The following is a 19094-nucleotide window of genomic DNA, read 5'->3' on the forward strand; positions in this document are numbered from 1 at the left end:
ATCATGACATGCAGAAGAAAAAAGTCAAATCGCTGATGGAAGACTATAAGCAGTTTGCTTTTACGCTTCTCAGCGTAAGCGCATTTTTATATATCGGATCGGTCATTCCCGGACAAGGTTTGGAAACCGGCCAAAAGATGACAATGATGCTCGCGACATGCGGCTTTTTGGGAGGAGCCTTCTATTGTGTGAAGCGCTCGCTTAAATATAAAAGACAATTAGATGAGATGGAAGAATCGTAAGCGGAGAGACTCAGAGAGGGGCTCTCCGCTTTTTTTGTTTGATTAATCCGTCCATTTATTAAAAAAACGGTTTACAAACAGGAATTTGATGGATATACTTACAAAGTAAACAAAAAGCAAAGGAGGTTGATGAACATGAAACCAGCACTGACTACATACATTAGACTTTGTGAACGCCAATATCATGATTCATCAAACCTGTGGGAGAGATTGTGCACTTCCTTAACCGATGCTTTTTCAGCACAGCCGGTCCGTTAGGAAGTTAGGCATAATCATACGCTGCTCCTCCCGCAAGATAAAGACTCGATTCGTTTTTATCTGGCGGTTTTTGTTTGCGCCCGCAGGTTTGTCAGATAATCTGCGGGCTGTTTTTGTTTTTAGCGAACTTGAAAGGAGGTGAGCGATGTGACAATAAATCTATTCTTCTTAACACTAACCATTCAGAGACGATTTAAAAGTCCGGAAGAGTACGAGCGAGAATACGAAATCGAACAAATGTACAACGAAATGAAAGACCTGCAGCTGAAATATCTTTACATGAACAGCCAGCGCTAGCTTAAAGCGCGAAAAAAAATAAAGGAGGAGATCAAGATGATGCATAGAAGGGAACTGTTGGCACATTACACTCGGGAGAAGGACCAGGTTTAGCCGGGGCTGAAACGAGTTCCGCATCTCCGCTTTTCTGCATAATATGAAGCAAGCAATTCAATGAATGCGGGTGAAAAGCATGCAGAAAAACGGCAGAATGCCTTTTATCGGCCACGGGTATACATCAATGCCTCATTCTTTCAAGCACGGATACGGTAATCCGTACCGGCGCCAAAGAATGGAGATGGCGCGCCAATTCGGGTATTGGCCGCATTATTGGTATTATTGAGAAAGAGCAGAAAACGTTTGTTTTCTGCTCTTTTTCATGTGGACAAACTGAATGGCAAAATAAAAAGGGGGGATTTAAAGCCCCCCTCCTGTTCATTTAGCAGACGTAACAAGCGCCGATGATAATTAACAGAATGAATAGAACCACAACAAGCGCGAATCCGCCTCCATAGCCGTATCCGCCGCCGTATCCGCCAGGGTAGCCACCCCAGCCGCCGCAGCATCCGCCGCCGTAACCAAAGCCCATAAATAGCACCACCTTTTAGTGAAAATTCCATATATACTATGCATGGGTTTGAGTTGTGGAAAGGGCGGATAGACCAATTCATTAAAAAAACAGTTTTCTTAAAGCGAAACATTTTCAAAGCTGAAGCCGTCTAGTTATGGAATGTAACAAAAGAATGCAGTTATTTTTGCTAATGCTTTTAATATTCGGTTTATTGACCGATATGATTGGTGAAAGGCCCGTTTGAACGATTTGCAACCTGAAAAACCGGGCTAATTAGTTAGTAAAGCAGGTGTTATAACGTGTTTGAACAATGGCTTGGAAAACAATTGTGGAGCCCGAGAGGCATTTTGTCGAAATGGGTCGCGTCATATATGGAAAACGGAAATCATGATATAAACGAATGGACCATCAATTTAATGGATGTCTGTCCGCATGAGCGCATCCTTGAAATCGGAACGGGAAGCGGAGCGGCGCTTTATCAGATCGCGGAGATGCTTGAAAGCGGCAAAGCCTGCGGCATAGATGCTTCAAAAAGCATGGTCAAGCAAGGGATGCGGCGAATCCGTCATATGAAAGAAGAAGGAAAAGCCGAATTGAAGCTCGGCCATGCCGAAAACATTCCTTATCCGGACCGTTCTTTTCATAAAGTATATTCAGTCCACACCCTTTATTTTTGGACGGATTTCAAACAAGCATTAAAAGAAATTTACCGTGTTTTACAGGTTGACGGCACGCTGTTTCTCGCCGTCCATCTGGAAGGGCAAATGAAAAAATCGAAAAAAACAAAAGGCTTTTCCTTATACTCAGAAGAGCAAATCAAGCAACTGCTTGAAGAAAGCCATTTCAGAGACATCACGGTACATATGAACGAAAATGACTGCTGCATTTCTGCGGTAAAATCGTGAGCTTTGTACGATCATCCCTTTCATACGAGAGGGATTTTTTATGTTTGATAGAGTTGAAACCGGATCTTAAATATCATATTTTTGATTTTTAAAGAAAAGTATTCCAATAACATAGCAAACATGGTTTAATATCAAAGTGAACGTTTTTACTATATTTTCCGGAGGTATTTATGAACAAAAGGATCGTGAAAAGTTCAATTGCTTTCTTTCTCCTTGTTGCATTGATTTTTGGCCAGCTGCCTCTACCGAAGACTATTGCGGCCGAAGACAGCGTTCCGATTAACGAAACCACACTGACCGGCGCGTCCCCAGTTGAAGCGTCATTTCAAAGCGATGATGAGGTGCATTGGTATAAAATCAATCCTTCAAATCAGGAAATCGCAAACCACACGCATTTCCGCGTTAAACTGAAATCAGATGCAGAGCTGAACATTTCCGTTTACTCCAGCCTGGAAAACGCAGCTGATCACCAAACGTTTGACAGATACAACGGCTACTCCTATGAAAATAATCCCGCTTTAATCGATTTTCCGATTGCCTGGAAAGGTCCTTACTACATAAAAGTAGAAAATCACCATGATGAGGAAAACGAAACCACTTCAATTACAGATATTTCTTACACCATCAGCTATGAAGGCGTCACCCTGCCTCCGGCAAACCAGGAGGCGGAAGAAGAGTGTCCGGCAGAATTAAGCGTCTCCGAAAGGGAAACCGGCAAGGGCATATTAAAACAGTTAAGAACGATCAGGGATGAAGTTCTTTCAAAAACTGAAAAAGGAAAAGAGCTGTCTTCCCTTTACTATAAAGCAGCTCCATTCATCAGCGCAAAAATGCTCTTTAACAAATCGATGAGAGACAGTGTCTACAAAGATTTGGTGCAGCTGAAGCCGCTGTTTGCCGATGTCGCAAAAAACGGACAAGAGAGCGCATACACCATGACGAATGATGATCAAAAAGCGATCAGCAGCCTGTACGAAACAGCACGCGCGTCCGTTCCCGAATCGCTGAAAAAACAGCTGGATCAAGTCGCAAAAGACATCGGCATCGAACAATTAACAGGCAGCAAAGTATCGGCTGTGCTGGAGAAAGCGGGGATGGCGACAGCTTCATCAAGCGCGCCCGAAAAACGCTATATTGTAAAATTGAAAGACGGCAAAAAACTGAGTTCTTTCAAATCTAAAGCCCAATCTTCCGGCGTCAAGGCATTAGAACCCCTTGGTAAAAATAAAACGGAATTTAAAGATATGTATGTTGTGGAAATGAAGGAAAGCCGTTCTGCCGGATTCAAAGCGGCGGCAAAGCAATATCAGACGGCAGCTGCCAAGATCGCCAAGATGCCTGAAGTGGAATTCGTCGAACAGGTTCAGCAATATGAAGCACTGTCAGCGGACACCCAGTATCCATATCAATGGTCGCTCAAAAATAACGGCAAAAACCGTGCTGCGAATGCAGATATACAATTTGAACAGCTTCAAAAGCTGATGAAAGGCAAAAAGCTGAGAGATACAGTAATCGCCGTTGTCGATACGGGTGTTGATCATACGCTTGCCGATTTAAGCGGCAGCGTCAAAAAAGACGAAGGCTATAACTATATCGGCCGCACCGCGGACGCGATGGATGACAATGGCCACGGCACACACGTGTCAGGCATCATCGCAGCTGCGCAAGACAACCATTTTTCAATGGCGGGAATCAATGCCTATGCCAAAATCCTGCCTGTCAAAGTGCTGGATTCCTCAGGCAGCGGAGATACGGAACAGATTGCCAACGGCATCATCTATGCTGCCGACCACGGTGCAAAAGTCATTAATTTAAGCCTTGGCGGACCGTACAGCCGGGTGATGGAATATGCGCTCAAATACGCGGCGTCCAAAAATGTGACGATCGTTGCCGCCACCGGCAATGACGGAGTGTCGGAGATTTCGTACCCGGCATCTTCGAAATATACGCTTTCAGTCGGGGCGACCAATAACCTCGATCTCGTCTCGGACTATTCCAATTATGGAAAAGGTCTCGATATGGTGGCGCCGGGAACCGATATTCCAAGCCTCGTTCCGGACGGAAATGTCACTTATATGAGCGGAACATCCATGGCGGCGCCGCATGTTGCAGCTGCAGCAGGACTTCTTTTGTCACAGAATCCATCTTTGAAACCAAAGCAAGTCGCAAAGCTATTGACCGAGACGACAGCAGATGTGGCATTTGAAGAACAGGATAATCCCAACCCGGACTATGATCTGGATGTAGAACCGGCTGCTCAAATCCCTGGTTATGATTTCGTTTCCGGGTGGGGGAGGCTGAATGTTTATCACGCAGCCAGCGTTTTTGAGCTGAACATGAAGGTTCATCCCGTTTTAAACCGCCATACGGCAGTGACAGGCACAGCCAAAAGCGGTGTGGCGGTCAAAATCTTGCGAGGGAAGCAAGTATTGGGCACGGGAACAGCCGGAAAATCAGGCGCGTTTTCAGTGAAAATTCCGGCCCAGAAGGCGGGGCAAGTTCTTCATGTCGCGGCATCGGGTTATCAGGCGGAAGCCTCGCTCAGAACCGTCGTGGAAAAAGCGCCGAAAAACCCTTCTGTCAAACGCATCACGAACAAAGATACTGCCGTAACGGGGAAAACGGCAGCCGGCTACACGATCAAAGTGAAAAACGCGTCCAAAAAAGTGATCGCGCAAGGCAAAGCGGATGCATCCGGAGCGTTTAAAGTGAACATCAATAAGCAAAAAGAATATGCCGTTTTGTATGTCTCCGCATCTGCTGATGACTACAGAGAAAGCGGCGATGTTAAAATGACGGTTGCTGATGTCATCCCGCCAGGCGCCCCGAAAGTTTATCCGGTTTCCGATAAAAGTACGGTGATTCAGGGAAAAACAGAAGCAAACGCGCAAGTCAGCGCAAAAGTAAAAGGAAAGACGATCGCTTCCGGTAAAGCGAACGGCAAAGGTGAATACAAGCTGAAAATCAGCAGGCAAAAAGCCGGAACGGTCATCAGTGTAACAGCAAAGGATAAAGCCGGGAATGTCAGCAAAGCGAAAGCCGTCACTGTGCTTGACAAAACTCCCCCGCCCGCGCCAAAAGTGAATACAGTAACAAACAAGAGCACGGCCGTTAAGGGGAAAGCAGAGGCAAACGCCGCCATCACCGTCAAAGCAGGAAAGAAAACGCTTGGAACCGGCAAGGCCGATAAAAAAGGCGCGTTCTCCGTTAAAATAAAAAAACAAAAGGCAAACACTGTTTTAGCGGTCACTGCAAAAGATAAAGCCGGCAATACGAGCAAAGCGAGCATATTAAAAGTCAAACAAGCAAAATAATCCGATGGCAGAGGGAACTGATGACATATCAGTTCCTCTTTTTTAATCGAAATTAATATATAAGAATACTATTAAACAGCCGCGCTGCCTGCATTCGATTTATGAATTTCAACTCATGTCAACAGTTGGGTCTATTCTCCCTTTTTTTGTTTTTCTTTAAAAAATTTTATATTAAAAAAGGAATTTTCGAGTGTTCTGTCAAAAAGTGAATGTATTGGAAAAAGCGGAATGAACGTTCATTCCGCTGGCTTGGAGGGCAAAATCAATGGAATCGGAAAGCAAATATCAGAAGATTATCGAGGCTTCGCTCGTCCTTTTCGCAGACCGTGGCTTTGACGCTGCAACCATTCCGATGATTGCCGAGAAGGCAAACGTCGGTGCAGGCACCATCTACCGCTACTTTGACAGCAAGGAAGACCTTGTGAACGTCTTGTTCCAAGACAGTGTGAAGAGATTTAAAGAAAAGATTGAGGAGGACTATCCTGAAGATTCAGCAGGGATAAAAAAACAATTTCAGCATATTTTCCGCTGCCTTTTCGAGTTTTCTCAGGAAAATGTCCATGCGCTTTATTTTTTGGAAATTGACAAAACCTCTCATTACCTGACAGAGAAAAGCCGTGAAGTCTTAAACGAACTGCTGGATTTCGTCTATTTATTTTTTGAAAAAGGGAAAGCGGCCGGCGTGATTCGCCCCTTGCCTTCTCACATCTTGTCGGCTGTGGTATTCGGGGCGTTCGTTCATATTCAGAAATTGGTAAGGGCCGGGGAAATCGAAGATCCTACCGGACTGATCAAAGAGATTGAAGAATGTTCCTGGCATGCTGTCAAACATCATGGATGAAAAGCTTTTTTCAAAACAGAAAGGATGATTTTCATGAACACGTTAAATGGAATTCCAATCCCTAAAACTTACGGACCGCTCGGCAACCTGCCTTTGCTTGACAAAAACAAGGTCTCCCAGTCTCTTTGGAAAATCGCGGATGAGATGGGGCCTATCTTTCAATTTAAGTTTGCAGATGCGATTGGGGTATTTGTGTCCAGCCATGAACTGGTTAAAGAAGTCTCTGACGAATCCCGGTTTGACAAAAACATGGGGAAGGGGCTATTGAAAGTTCGCGAGTTCAGCGGAGACGGGCTGTTTACGAGCTGGACGAAGGAACCCAATTGGCGGAAAGCCCACAATATCCTTCTGCCGAGCTTCAGCCAAAAAGCGATGAAGGGATACCATCCCATGATGCAGGACATCGCCGTCCAGCTCATCCAAAAATGGTCCCGTCTCAATCCGGATGAAAGTATTGACGTACCGGATGATATGACGCGGCTGACGCTGGATACGATCGGCTTATGCGGATTTAACTACCGCTTTAACAGCTTCTACCGCGAAGGGCAGCATCCGTTTATCGAGAGCATGGTCCGGGGTTTGAGCGAAGCGATGAGACAGACGAAGCGCTTTCCGCTGCAGGATAAGCTGATGGTCCAAACGAAGCGTCAGTTTGACAGCGATGTTGAGTCGATGTTTTCTCTTGTTGACCGGATCATCGCTGACCGGAAGCAGGCCGGCAGCGAAAGCGGAAATGACCTTTTATCGCTTATGCTTCATGCGAAAGACCCTGAGACCGGCGAAAAACTGGATGATGAGAATATCCGCTATCAAATCATTACGTTTTTGATCGCAGGGCACGAGACGACGAGCGGTTTATTATCGTTTGCGATCTATCTGCTCCTGAAGCATCCGGATAAGCTTAAGAAAGCGTATGAAGAAGCGGACCGCGTGCTGACCGATCCCGTTCCTTCCTACAAACAGGTTCAGCAGCTGAAATACATTCGAATGATTTTGAATGAATCGATAAGGCTTTGGCCGACGGCGCCGGCTTTCTCTCTTTACGCAAAAGACGAAACGGTTATCGGGGGAAAATACTTGATTCCGAAAGGCCAGAGCGTCACAGTGCTCATCCCAAAACTGCACAGGGATCAAAGCGTCTGGGGAGAAGATGCCGAGGGGTTCCGGCCTGAACGGTTCGAGCAGATGGACAGCATTCCGGCGCACGCATACAAACCGTTTGGCAACGGCCAAAGGGCATGCATCGGCATGCAGTTCGCCCTTCACGAAGCGACGCTTGTGCTCGGCATGATTCTTCAGTACTTTGATCTTGAAGATCATGCAAACTACCAATTGAAGATCAAAGAATCGCTGACATTAAAACCGGATGGCTTCACAATCAGGGTAAGGCCGAGGAAAAAAGAAGCAATGATGGTGACACCGGGTGCTCAACCTGAAGAGAACATGCGGCAGGAAGAAAAGCCTTCCGCACCGGCTGCGGAAAATACGCACGGAACTCCTCTCCTTGTGCTTTACGGTTCAAATCTCGGCACAGCCGAAGAGGTTGCAAAGGAGCTTGCTGAAGAAGCGCGTGAGCAAGGATACCGAAGCCGGACGGCGGAGCTTGATCAATATCCAGGCGCCCTCCCGGCAGAAGGGGCTGTTATCATTGTGACGGCTTCCTATAACGGAAACCCGCCCGATTGCGCAAGGGAATTTGTCAATTGGCTTGAGCATGATCAGACAGGCGATTTGCACGGTGTCAAATATGCGGTATTCGGCTGCGGTAACCGGAGCTGGGCCAGCACCTACCAGCGGATTCCGCGCCTGATTGACAGCGCATTGGAAAATAGAGGCGCCCAAAGGCTGCACAAGCTCGGAGAAGGGGACGCAGGCGATGATTTTGAAGGACAGTTTGAATCATGGAAAAACGATCTGTGGCCGCTTTTAAGAACCGAATTTTCATTGTCCGAACCCGATCCGAATCAAACAGAAACAGACAGGCAAGCCATATCTGTCGAGTTTGTAAGCGCACCTGCGGCTGCGCCGCTGGCTAAAGCTTATCAGGTGTTTACAGCGAAAATATCGGCAAACCGGGAACTGCAGTGTGAAGAGAGCGGAAGAAGCACGAGGCATATTGAAATATCGCTTCCTGAAGGTACCGCATATCAGGAGGGAGACCATCTCGGGGTGCTTCCGCAAAACAGCGGGGTGCTGATTGAACGTGTTTTTCAGCGGTTTGGGCTGAACGGAGATGAACAAATTTTGATCAGCGGCCGGAATCAAGCATCACATTTGCCTTTGGAGCGGCCTGTTCATGTCAAGGATCTTTTTCAACATTGCGTCGAGCTCCAGGAACCGGCCGCAAGGGCCCAGATTCGCGAGTTGGCGGCACATACTGTTTGTCCGCCTCATCAGCGCGAGCTTGAAGACCTGCTGAAAGATGACGTCTATAAGAATCAAGTGTTGAAAAAACGGCTGACAATGCTTGACCTGCTTGAACAATACCCGGCCTGTGAACTGCCGTTCGCCCGCTTTCTGGCGCTTCTGCCTCCGCTAAAACCGAGGTATTACTCGATTTCCAGTTCGCCGCAGCTTAACCCGCGGCAAACAAGCATCACCGTCTCTGTCGTAAGCGGCCCGGCATTGAGCGGCCGCGGGCAATATAAGGGGGTCGCATCGAACTATCTCGCAGGCCTTGCGCCGAAAGACGCGATTTCTTGTTTCATCAGGGAGCCCCAGTCAGGCTTCAGGCTTCCTGAAGATCCTGAAACACCGGTGATCATGGTCGGACCGGGCACCGGAATCGCACCTTACCGCGGATTTCTTCAGGCGCGCCGCATCCAGCGCGATGCCGGGATAAAGCTCGGGGAAGCGCATTTGTACTTCGGCTGCCGCCGTCCGGACGAAGATTTTCTGTATCGAGACGAATTGGAGCAAGCGGAAAAGGACGGAATCGTCCATTTGCATACAGCGTTTTCCAGGCTTGAAGGCCGTCCGAAAACATATGTGCAAGATTTGCTCAGAGAGGATGCAGACATGCTGATTCACTTGTTGAACGAAGGCGGCCGCCTGTATGTGTGCGGAGACGGAAGCCGCATGGCTCCCGCTGTTGAACAAGCTTTGTGTGAGGCGTACCGCATTGTACAGGGAGCGAGTCAGGAAGAGTCGGAAAGCTGGCTGTCCGGACTTTTGGAAGAAGGGCGCTATGCAAAGGATGTGTGGGACGGCGGCGTTTCCCAACATGACGTGAATGCGGACAGCATCGCAAGAACATAAAACAAAAAGAGGCATTCTGAATGGATCAGGATGCCTCTTTTTTAGAGCTTGTGATTTTTTCATTGATATAGATGAAAAGGTTTGATCCCAAGAACAAAACGAGCAAAATATACACCCATTTTGCCGGCGTCTCCCAGCCCTCGAAAAAAGGCAGAGAAGCAATGAATGTTTGCCCTTTCATGATGACAAACACCAATAACGCCACAGAGATGACGAGAACGATTCCTTGTAAAATGAGCGTTTTTGCACTATGTTTTTTCAAATCGCTCCATACGTACATCAGCCCGAACACCAGGGAGGCCATTGAGATAATATCATTCGCTGTGCCGTTGATCTTGAGCCCTGCCCGGAGAAAAAGATTCAAACCTACAGATGCCAAAATTCCGTAAAATCCGATTGTTTTAAGCAAGCTGATACCCCCTCAAACCATTATAGAGGGAGATAAAGGAAAAGCCAACATGACAGGGTGCATTCAATCATTCTAAAAACGGCTGATCTTCAGGAGGATTCGTCATGCTGGCTTTGATTTAAATATCGGCATGCGGTGAAGAAAGTTTAGCTTTTATTTCGGACCTGTGTATCGTCTTGCCGCCTGTTCCTTTTGGCTTCGGCAAAGAAAATTGCCGGATAAGCGGCCAAAAGCAGCAAGGTAATGAAGGAGACGATTCCCGGCCATTTAAAATGAGTCCAGAAGAAGCCTCCGAAAGACCCCGCTAAGCTTGAGCCGAGATAATAGCTCAGCAAATAAAGGGAGGAAGCTTGAACGCGCTGTTCGCCGGCCGTCTGCCCGACCCAGGAGCTTGCGATCGAATGCGACCCGAAAAATCCGAATGTAAAGACAGCGATCCCGGCGATTTTCAGAGAAAGCTGAGGCAAAAGCGTAAGCAATGCGCCTCCCGCGATAATGGCAATCCCGATTTTCAGCATCAACGGGCTGCCAAAACGGTCGGCTTTCTTCCCCATATAAACGGAACTGATTGCCCCTGCCAAATAAACGATAAAGATGAACCCGATGACAGTTTGCGAGAGTCTGTACGGAGGTCCCATCAATTGAAACCCGATATAATTGAACAGCGTAACAAAGCTTCCCATTAATAGAAATCCGAGTGAAATAATCGACAGCAGCCGTTTGTTCATCAAGACGGCAGAGTAGGCGAGGCTCGCCTTTTTCACGCTCGTTTTCCGCTTGGCGGAGTGCTGCGGCCGGGGCAGCAACATCCAAAACAAATAGCTTAATAGCACTGATAATCCCCCGATGATCCCAAGCGCTGCGCGCCAGCTGAACAAGTCTGTCAAAAGGCCGGTCAAAAGCCTTCCGCTCATTCCTCCGAGGCTTGTGCCGCTAATGTATAACCCCATCATTTTGCCGAGTCCTCGCGGATCAAATTCCTCTCCGACATAAGTCATGGCGATCGCGGGTACGCCTGCAAGGAAAAAGCCAAGCAGCCCTCTCATCACCAAGAGCGCCGCGAAGTTCGGACTAAAGGCGGTCAAGAGGCCGAGCACAGATGTCGCAAACAGGGATATTGCCATAATCGTCTTCCGGCCGAATCCGTCAGATAAAGCTGCTGCCGTAAGCAGTGCAAAAGCCAATATACCTGTTGAAATGGATAAAGTTAAGCTTGCAGCTGCAGCCGATATGCCGAATTCCTCCGCAAACAGAGGCATGAGCGGCTGTGTGGTGTAAAGCGTGGCAAATGTCACAAAACCGCTGATGAATAAGGCGATGCTTGCTTTTTGATAATCTTTCGTATGCGGCTGTATGTAAGTCATGGTAGCTCCTCTTTTCCAGAATGACAATCTATGTTTCATGGTACGCTTTCATTTGTGATGTGTCTAATTTATAATATCTATCAACATCATGCATTCTAGTTATGAAGGAGCGGATGAGCATTGGAACTCTATCAAATTGACCATTTTATTGCCGTGAGCAGGCATAAACACTTTACAAAAGCCGCCCTGGAACAAAGGATTTCCCAGCCGGCTTTGAGCAGGTCGATCAAAAAGCTTGAAGAAGAATTGGGCGTCCCGCTGTTTATTCGAAAAACAAAATCGATCCGCCTGACAAAGTACGGCGAGCAGTTCCTCATCAAAGCGAAACAGGCCCGCCTTGCTCTTGACGAAGGCGTCCAGCAAATCAGGGAAAGCGTCAATCCGAATGCCGGGGAAATCTCGGTATCTTTTTTGCATACGCTTGGTTCACGCCTGATGCCGCAGCTGATTGCCGGTTTTAAAAAGAAATACCCGAATGTTGCGTTCCGTCTGTATCAGGCCGCAAATGAACATCTTCAGCATATGGTGGAGACGGGCGAGGCTGATATATGTCTCAGCTCACCACCCCTTCCAAACGAACTTCTTGAATGGACGGTGCTGGATACTGAACCGCTTTACCTGGTGCTTCCCGCCGACCACCCGCTCGCAGATCGGAAAGAAGTCGCGATCAGATCCTTTGCCCATGAGGACTTTGTCGGTTTTAAGCCGGGTTATGGTCTTCGATATGTGTTTGATCAAATGTGCCGGGAACTGTCCATCAGCCCGAAGCTTGCGTTTGAAGGGGAAGAAGTGTCGACGATTTTGGGCCTTGTATCAGCAGGGCTCGGTGCGGCGATCCTGCCGAAAACGGCGGAACACATCCATTCTCCGGTGGCATTTTGCCGAGTGTCAGACTACCGTTCTGAGAGGACGATCGGTCTCGCCGTTTTGAAAGACTATTATTTATCGCCGGCGGCACGCAACTTTAAAGAATTTGTCATCGAATACTATCGACGGAATGAGCGGCCTGATCAGCCGTAAAGCAAATAAAGACTTCTCATGGTGACAATTATCCTGTATATTGATAATGATAATTATTATCAATTGGAGGGTTGAACATGACGAAAAAGCAGTATTCTTATATATTGACCGTTTTACTCGCATTTTCTGTTTTTCTTTCAGGCTGTCAAAGCGGCCAAAAACAGACGGCATCAAAGAACGAAGCGAAAACAAGAGTGGTGAAAACAATCAACGGAAATGTCACTGTACCGGCCAATCCGAAGCGCGTCGTTACGATAGGATATGCCGGGACAATGCTTGCATTCGGAATCAAGCCGCTTGGAGAAACAGGGAAATATCTTGAAAGTCCCTATATTAAAGATCATATTTCAGAAATAAAGAATATCGGGGGAAAAGACGGTTTTTCAGTATCTGTGGAAAAGATTCTTAAGCTTAAACCCGATTTGATCGTATCGATGACAAACGATAAAAAAGAATATGAAAAGCTCTCAAAAATCGCTCCGACTGTCGTTTATCCGTTCGGCACGTTTAAAGATGCACGCGATGAAATGAAAACGTTTGGCAAGCTGCTCGGCAAGGAAAAGGAGGCTCGGGAGTGGACGAAAACGTTTAATCAAAAAATGAAAGCCGCCCGCGCGAAAATCAAAGATGCATCTGTACAAGGTGAAACGTTCTCTTTAATCGGCGCATATGCAAAATCTGTGTATGTCTACGGGGCCTACGGGTATCGGGGCGGAGAAGCGATCTATACGCAGCTGGGACTGACGCCGCCTGAATCTGTTAAAAAGGATGCCATTGATACAGCTGACGGATATAAAGCCATATCTTTCGAAGTTCTGCCGAAATATGCCGGAGACTACATATTTGTCGATGAATCATACAACGGAAAGCTTGATCAGGACAATCCGGTTTGGAAGTCGCTTGACGCGGTGAAAAAAGGCAAGGTCTTTTTCCTCGATCCGGACAGGTTCTGGCCGTATGATCCAAACGCTGTTCAGGCGCAGGCCGAAGAAATCGCGGACATGATTTCCAAGAAAGCGAAAAACGAATAGAAAAGCGGGGAGCCGAAAAGAATGATCCGGCTTCCCGCTTTTTCATTTTTCATAATGCTGAAATTGAATATCCAGTGTCCGGAGGTATGTTTGCAGGCCCGCATCTTGGATGGGGATGATATAGGCCGCTTCACCTGACTCATTATGGTGGGAATGCCATAATCCCGGCGGTGTAATGAAGGCTTTTCCGGTTACCCAGTCAATCCGTTTCGGATCGATGATTTCCTTTGTGGCCGGATCGATTTTGCTTCCGACTAATGTGTACGTCCCTGGTGCGGCATAGGCGACAAAATCGAGAGCCACCGACTTGTGGCTGTGGGGCGCTTGATTGGAGCCGGGAGGCACGATGCCGAACATCGCCCACAATACATGGGTGATCGTCAGCGTTTGATCGAATATATCATTGTTTAAAAGAACGGAAATACGGTTTCGGAAACGGGCGTCAGGAGCGGCGGCCGCTTCAGCCAATTTTGCTTTTGCCTGTTCAGCGGTGTAGATGGTTGGTTGAAAGCGGGATTCCGACGGCTTTACGCCCAAATAATGCAGGAGAGGTGAATCGGTGATGTAATAAATGGCTGCATCTTCTGCTGCGGTATGCTGGCTGCTTGAACCGGCAGGCAAAGTCAAAAAATCGCCTTTCTGCCAGTGAATCGTATCTTCGCCCGCTTCGGTACGCCCTGCGCCGCTGACAATGTAATATAGTTCGCTTGTCGCGCGGGGGGCGGTGTGAATCGTGTCGCCCGAACGAATCTTGATGAAGTGGGCGAGAAGGGAAGGGCTTGAAGCGGGATATTCCGTCTTCAGTTCTTCTGAGATGTCCAGCGGGATGATCCGCGTTTCACCTGTTTCATACAATTCAGGTCCGAACTCTTTCACAGGAATCGGACTGATTATTCCGCTTCCAATCGGGTCAGAGGCAGTGGTATACTCGAAAAAACGGGCATGTTTCGTCAAATGCTCGGCTCGGGTTTCAAATTGAGAATGCATTGAAAAACCTCCTGTTATTTTTTGATAATTCAATCATATCTCATTTGGAAGATGATAGTAAACCATTACATTGATAGAAACAGATACGGAAAAGAGGGATTGGATTGGGAAAAGGATTGAACGGCAGAAGAATTGCCATCGGAGCATCGCGAAAAACGGATGAAATGAGCACATTAATCAAAAAGCAAGGCGGGGTTCCCGTCGTACGTTCCCTTCAGGGTACCGTGTTTTTGGCCGAAAAAGAAGTAGGTCCTGATTTGCGAGCCTTTGTTGAAACGGGAGCCGACTGGGTGATTTTTACGACAGGAATCGGGACGGAGACGCTTGTCAACCTAGCTGATAAACTGGGGATCGGTGAGCGCTATTTACAAGCGATCCGCGGGGCGAAGGCGGCATCGAGAGGCTACAAAACAATCGCCGCATTAAAAAAGCTCGGCATTACGCCGGTTGCGGCGGATGAAGACGGCACCACCAAAGGACTGATCGACTCGCTTCAATCCCATGATTTTTCCGGGAAACGGGTGATGGTACAGCTTCACGGCGAAAACGCACCGTCACTGCTTCAGTTTTTGGAAGAGAAAGGTGCAGCTGTTTTTCCGCTTCTGCCGTATCGCCATGTTGCACCGGACCGGGAAACCGTCGCTTTATTGTGCAGCGAGGTCATCAACCGTGAAGTGGATGCGGTTTGCTTTACAACAGCCGTCCAAGTCCGCTCGCTTTTTCATTTTGCGAAAGAAAACGGCTTTGCGGAGAAAATTGTCCAATCTTTTCAAGACAGCGTGTTGGCAGCCGCTGTCGGAAAAGTGACGGCAGAAGCTTTAAGAGAAGAAGGAGTTGAACGCCTGCTCGCTCCCGGCCTCGAACGAATGGGAGCGATGATTGTGGAGCTGGCCCGGTTTTATGAAACGGAAGAGGAAATCAAAACACAGTAAGTGCGAAGGAAATCAGCAGATTGGGGCGTGAGAGTCTCCTTGGGAGGCGCTGTCATGTATGCAGACCCAAAAGGAAAAAAGCCGCAGACACAGCTTGCCGTGCGGCTATCATTTTCTGGGCTGTGATACTTTTTGTGCATCATGCTTTTGAATATGTTGATCGTGAGCCGTTGATGTCAAATTTTTCTGTTTTGCTGGGTTTGAGTCTCACCGTGTTTTTTCTGACGGAAAGCCTGGTCAAACGGCTTGCAGCCGCAAAAACAAGAAAAACGCTTCGCCGATGAGCCGAAGCGTTTTTTGCTTTATAAAACAAATTGATCTGAAACGAATACCGCGCCGTCTTCATTAAAAATCCGGGCAGGCTTTGTTCCGATGACCCGGATGTCTGAAATGCTTGCGGCGATTCCCGTTTCTTCCGGCAAGGCGATGACGGGAGTGTCAAAGGCATGCCTATACCTTTTAATCAGCGGATCATGTTCAACCTTGTAGTGACACCAAACCGCATAGTCTCCCAGAAGCTTTAATCCGTTAAAATCGCGCAATCCGCAAGCATTGCGGTCCATATAAGAGCAAGTCATGATGTTCTTTCCGAGAATGACGGCGCCTGCGCTTCCGCCGTAAATGACGCCGCCGCTTTCGGCATAGCGCTTTAACACCTCGATAAAATGTGATTCAATGAATTGTTTGAGCAGACGAAACGTATTTCCTCCGCCAATATATACGGCAGAAAATGCGTCTAAATCGTGCACGGTTTTGCCTTTGACATCCGTCCACATCACGATATTTTTAACGCCGAGCGGGTGAAAGAGCCGGCTGATCCAATCGAAGCCTTCATCATACCTGTCGGCGTCCATGGCAATCGGAATATACAACAAAGGCTTATGCGGGCAGAGGCTCCCGGCAAAATGTCGATCCAGCCGTTCAGTTTGGTGCGCATCTCCGCCCCCGGAAAGAAACCATTTTCCCATCCTGACCTCCATCTATTTATTATGTTTCCTTTAATTGTTCATTCAGCACGCTGTCCTCCAAAACGGCAAATTTGTCTCCATACACTTTCGTAATATGTGTTTCTCCCCAGGCGCACAATGAATCCAATATGTCTTTAAGCGTCCATCCGTATTCGCTGAGTTCGTATTCGACCTTCGGCGGCACCTGCTGGTACACGAGCCGATTGATGACGCCGTCCTCCTCCAGTTCGCGCAGCTGCTGGGTCAGCATTTTCTGCGTAATGTTCGGCATCAGCCGCTTCAGCTCGCTCGTGCGTTTTTTGCCGTGCGTCAAATGGCACAAAATCACACATTTCCATTTGCCTCCAATTACTTCAAGTGTAGCTTCGACAGATATATTGTACTTTTTCGGCTTCATGTTCTCCTCCAAACCATAGGAACCGAAAAGTACCTATCTAACTTTTTGGTTCCTATCGCACTTAAAAGTGCGTACTTTTTTTTATAGATGATATGTACCATAATATCATTTGCCGGCAGACATTTGCTATACATTAAAAACGAAAGGGGGAAAAAGAATGACTTCTGTTCATGATAAAAAACGCAGTACATTAGCGCTTTTAGCCTTGGCGGCCAGCGCATTTGCCATCGGAACAACCGAATTCATCAGCGTGGGGCTTCTGCCTTTAATTGCTGATGACATGAACATTTCAGTGACGACCGCGGGGCTGACTGTATCGTTATACGCTTTGGGCGTGACAGTCGGCGCACCCGTATTGACGTCTGTCACATCGAGTATGCCGAGAAAAGCGCTGTTGCTTGTGATTATGATTATTTTTATGATCGGAAACGGGCTTGCGGCATGTGCCGGAAGCATCGGTGTTTTATTAACCGCCCGCGTGATTTCCGCGTTTTCTCATGGCGTATTTATGTCAATCGGTTCAACGATTGCGGCAAGCCTGGTCCCGGCGGATAAAAGAGCCGGAGCGATATCAATTATGTTTACCGGTCTGACGATTGCGATGATTACCGGAGTTCCCATCGGCACGTTCCTCGGTCAGCTGTTCGGCTGGCGGATTGCTTTTGCGGCGATCGTCGCTGTCGGCGCACTGGCGTTTATCGCCAACAGCTTTCTTGTTCCGGCCGATTTGCCGAAAGGCGTCCGAACGTCTTTCAAGAGCCAATTGAAACTTGTAACCAATGGCCGTCTGCTGCTTTTATTCATCATTACGGCGCTTGGTTATGGAGGAACATTTGTTGTCTTTACGTATTTATCCCCGCTGCTTCAGCATGTGACAGGTTTTAAACAGGAAGCTGTTGCCGTCATTTTGCTTGCTTACGGCATTGCCGTCGCGCTCGGAAATATCATCGGAGGTAAAGCGGCCAACCAAAAACCGCTTACTGCATTATTCTATATGTTCATCGCCCAAGCGGTTGTGCTTCTCATCTTAACGGCGGCTGCTCCTTATCAGGCAGCGGGCTTTATCGTCATCATGCTGATGGGATTTTTAGCATTTATGAATGTCCCCGGGCTCCAGTCCTATGTGGTAATTCTGGCTGAACGGTTTGTTCCGGGGGCGGTAGATGTCGCATCAGCTGTCAATATCGCTGCATTCAACGCCGGGATCGCGATCGGATCTTATACAGGAGGCGCCATCACACAGTCGATCGGTTTGATTCACACTCCATGGGCCGGAGCTTTGATGGTGCTCGGCGCCGTCGCGCTGACGGGCTGGAGCAGGGCGCTGGAACGAAATGACCAAAAACAAAATCAAGCTTTAAAGAAAAACTGCGCATGATGTATACAAAAATATGAGGAGGCCAATTAGATGACGGCAAAAAATCTGCAAGATCGAATCACATTGAATAACGGGACGGACATGCCCTGGTTTGGACTAGGCGTGTTTAAAGTAGAGGAAGGGCCCGAACTGGTGCAAGCCGTAAAAACGGCAATCAAGCACGGCTACCGCAGTATCGATACGGCAGCCATCTACGGAAATGAAGAAGGGGTTGGCCAAGGAATTCGCGAAGGGTTGAAAGAAGCCGGAATTTCTAGAGAAGACTTGTTTGTAACGTCAAAGGTCTGGAATGACGATTTAGGCTATGACGAAACGATTGCAGCCTACGAAGCGAGTCTCGAAAAGCTCGGGCTCGATTACCTGGATTTATACCTGATCCACTGGCCTGTTGAAGGGCGCTATAAAGCGGCGTGGAAAGCCCTTGAAACTCTTTATGAACAAGGGCGCGTAAAAGCAATCGGCGTCAGCAATTTTCACGTTCACCATCTGGAAGACTTGCTGAAAGATGCCGCCGTCAAACCGGTGATCGACCAGGTCGAGTATCACCCGCGGCTCACGCAGAAAGAGCTGCAAGCGTTTTGCCGTTCGCACAGCATCCAGCTTCAAGCATGGTCGCCGCTGATGCAAGGCCAATTGCTCAGCCACCCGCTGCTGAAAGATATCGCGGACAAGCACGGCAAGACACCTGCTCAAGTCATTTTACGCTGGGATTTGCAAAACGGAGTCATCACCATTCCAAAGTCGACAAAAGCGGAGCGAATTGCCCAAAACGCGGACGTATTTGATTTTGAACTGACCCTCGAGGAAATGAAGCAAATTGACGGGCTGAATGAAAACACCCGTGTCGGTCCTGATCCTGATAACTTTGACTTTTAACAAAAAACGGCCCCGTTCGAATTTCCGAGCGGGGCTTCGACACATTTTTTATCCGCCGTTTTTCACA

Annotated in this window: 18 protein-coding genes; 12 read left to right on the plus strand and 6 right to left on the minus strand. The window is 47.8% G+C overall.

The features are described from left to right. The first annotated feature begins 8 nt into the window (after window positions 1-8). From M1E06_RS07185 to M1E06_RS07195, 3 genes are all read left to right on the plus strand, one after another. A complete protein-coding gene (locus M1E06_RS07185; RefSeq protein ID WP_011198155.1) occupies window positions 9-242 on the plus strand; it encodes a YrhC family protein in 234 nt (77 codons plus the stop codon). A 405-nt stretch (window positions 243-647) separates the two neighbouring features. Further along, window positions 648-797, plus strand: a complete 150-nt coding sequence (locus tag M1E06_RS07190; protein WP_020452381.1) for a YrzI family small protein — start codon at window positions 648-650, stop codon at window positions 795-797. Window positions 798-969: 172 nt separating this feature from the next. Continuing rightward, a complete protein-coding gene (locus M1E06_RS07195) occupies window positions 970-1119 on the plus strand; it encodes a hypothetical protein (RefSeq protein ID WP_164468297.1) in 150 nt (49 codons plus the stop codon). Window positions 1120-1215: 96 nt separating this feature from the next. On the opposite strand, the gene M1E06_RS07200 is transcribed toward M1E06_RS07195, so the two are convergent. Continuing rightward, the gene (locus M1E06_RS07200; protein WP_003183876.1) at window positions 1216-1365 is read right to left on the minus strand and encodes a YjcZ family sporulation protein; all 150 of its coding nucleotides are present in this window, start codon (window positions 1363-1365) and stop codon (window positions 1216-1218) included. 281 nt (window positions 1366-1646) lie between these two features. Here M1E06_RS07200 and M1E06_RS07205 point away from each other — a divergent pair, with 281 nt between their 5' ends. The 4 genes from M1E06_RS07205 (at window position 1647) to M1E06_RS07220 (ending at window position 9665) form a co-directional block, all read left to right on the plus strand. Next, the gene (locus tag M1E06_RS07205) at window positions 1647-2252 is read left to right on the plus strand and encodes a class I SAM-dependent methyltransferase (protein ID WP_035338438.1); all 606 of its coding nucleotides are present in this window, start codon (window positions 1647-1649) and stop codon (window positions 2250-2252) included. 170 nt (window positions 2253-2422) lie between these two features. Next, entirely contained in the window at window positions 2423-5566 is a 3144-nt protein-coding gene (locus M1E06_RS07210; protein ID WP_035338436.1) for a S8 family peptidase, read from the plus strand. Between the two features lie 265 nt (window positions 5567-5831). Then, on the plus strand, window positions 5832-6407 hold the full coding sequence (locus M1E06_RS07215) for a TetR/AcrR family transcriptional regulator (RefSeq protein ID WP_023855364.1): 576 nt from the start codon (window positions 5832-5834) through the stop codon (window positions 6405-6407). 33 nt (window positions 6408-6440) lie between these two features. Then, entirely contained in the window at window positions 6441-9665 is a 3225-nt protein-coding gene (locus M1E06_RS07220) for a bifunctional cytochrome P450/NADPH--P450 reductase (protein WP_035338434.1), read from the plus strand. A gap of 25 nt (window positions 9666-9690) precedes the next feature. Here the strand turns inward: M1E06_RS07220 and M1E06_RS07225 are convergent, their stop codons facing one another. Continuing rightward, on the minus strand, window positions 9691-10074 hold the full coding sequence (locus M1E06_RS07225; protein WP_020452375.1) for a YoqO family protein: 384 nt from the start codon (window positions 10072-10074) through the stop codon (window positions 9691-9693). 146 nt (window positions 10075-10220) lie between these two features. Beyond that, window positions 10221-11438 carry an MFS transporter gene (locus M1E06_RS07230; protein WP_035338431.1) on the minus strand — a complete coding sequence of 406 codons (1218 nt, stop codon included), beginning with the start codon at window positions 11436-11438 and terminating at the stop codon, window positions 10221-10223. A gap of 120 nt (window positions 11439-11558) precedes the next feature. On the opposite strand from M1E06_RS07230, the gene M1E06_RS07235 reads away from it, so the two are divergent. Beyond that, window positions 11559-12458, plus strand: a complete 900-nt coding sequence (locus M1E06_RS07235; protein ID WP_035338429.1) for a LysR family transcriptional regulator — start codon at window positions 11559-11561, stop codon at window positions 12456-12458. A gap of 77 nt (window positions 12459-12535) precedes the next feature. After that, window positions 12536-13489, plus strand: coding sequence for an iron-hydroxamate ABC transporter substrate-binding protein (locus M1E06_RS07240; protein WP_020452372.1), 954 nt, complete (start codon window positions 12536-12538; stop codon window positions 13487-13489). A gap of 42 nt (window positions 13490-13531) precedes the next feature. Here M1E06_RS07240 and M1E06_RS07245 read toward each other — a convergent pair whose 3' ends face one another. Further along, on the minus strand, window positions 13532-14476 hold the full coding sequence (locus M1E06_RS07245; protein ID WP_020452371.1) for a cupin domain-containing protein: 945 nt from the start codon (window positions 14474-14476) through the stop codon (window positions 13532-13534). Between the two features lie 104 nt (window positions 14477-14580). On the opposite strand from M1E06_RS07245, the gene M1E06_RS07250 reads away from it, so the two are divergent. Next, on the plus strand, window positions 14581-15408 hold the full coding sequence (locus M1E06_RS07250; RefSeq protein WP_035338424.1) for a uroporphyrinogen-III synthase: 828 nt from the start codon (window positions 14581-14583) through the stop codon (window positions 15406-15408). Window positions 15409-15710: 302 nt separating this feature from the next. Here M1E06_RS07250 and M1E06_RS07255 read toward each other — a convergent pair whose 3' ends face one another. Both M1E06_RS07255 and M1E06_RS07260 read right to left on the minus strand, forming a co-directional pair. Further along, on the minus strand, window positions 15711-16376 hold the full coding sequence (locus M1E06_RS07255; RefSeq protein ID WP_020452369.1) for a peptidase E: 666 nt from the start codon (window positions 16374-16376) through the stop codon (window positions 15711-15713). 19 nt (window positions 16377-16395) lie between these two features. Further along, on the minus strand, window positions 16396-16773 hold the full coding sequence (locus tag M1E06_RS07260) for a winged helix-turn-helix transcriptional regulator (protein WP_020452368.1): 378 nt from the start codon (window positions 16771-16773) through the stop codon (window positions 16396-16398). Between the two features lie 157 nt (window positions 16774-16930). Between M1E06_RS07260 and M1E06_RS07265 the strand changes: the two genes are divergently transcribed. Both M1E06_RS07265 and M1E06_RS07270 read left to right on the plus strand, forming a co-directional pair. Next, window positions 16931-18151, plus strand: coding sequence for an MFS transporter (locus M1E06_RS07265; protein ID WP_025811076.1), 1221 nt, complete (start codon window positions 16931-16933; stop codon window positions 18149-18151). A 30-nt stretch (window positions 18152-18181) separates the two neighbouring features. After that, window positions 18182-19027 carry an aldo/keto reductase gene (locus M1E06_RS07270; protein ID WP_023855356.1) on the plus strand — a complete coding sequence of 282 codons (846 nt, stop codon included), beginning with the start codon at window positions 18182-18184 and terminating at the stop codon, window positions 19025-19027. Window positions 19028-19094: the final 67 nt, after the last annotated feature.

The organism is Bacillus sp. AK124 (genome assembly GCF_053903085.1).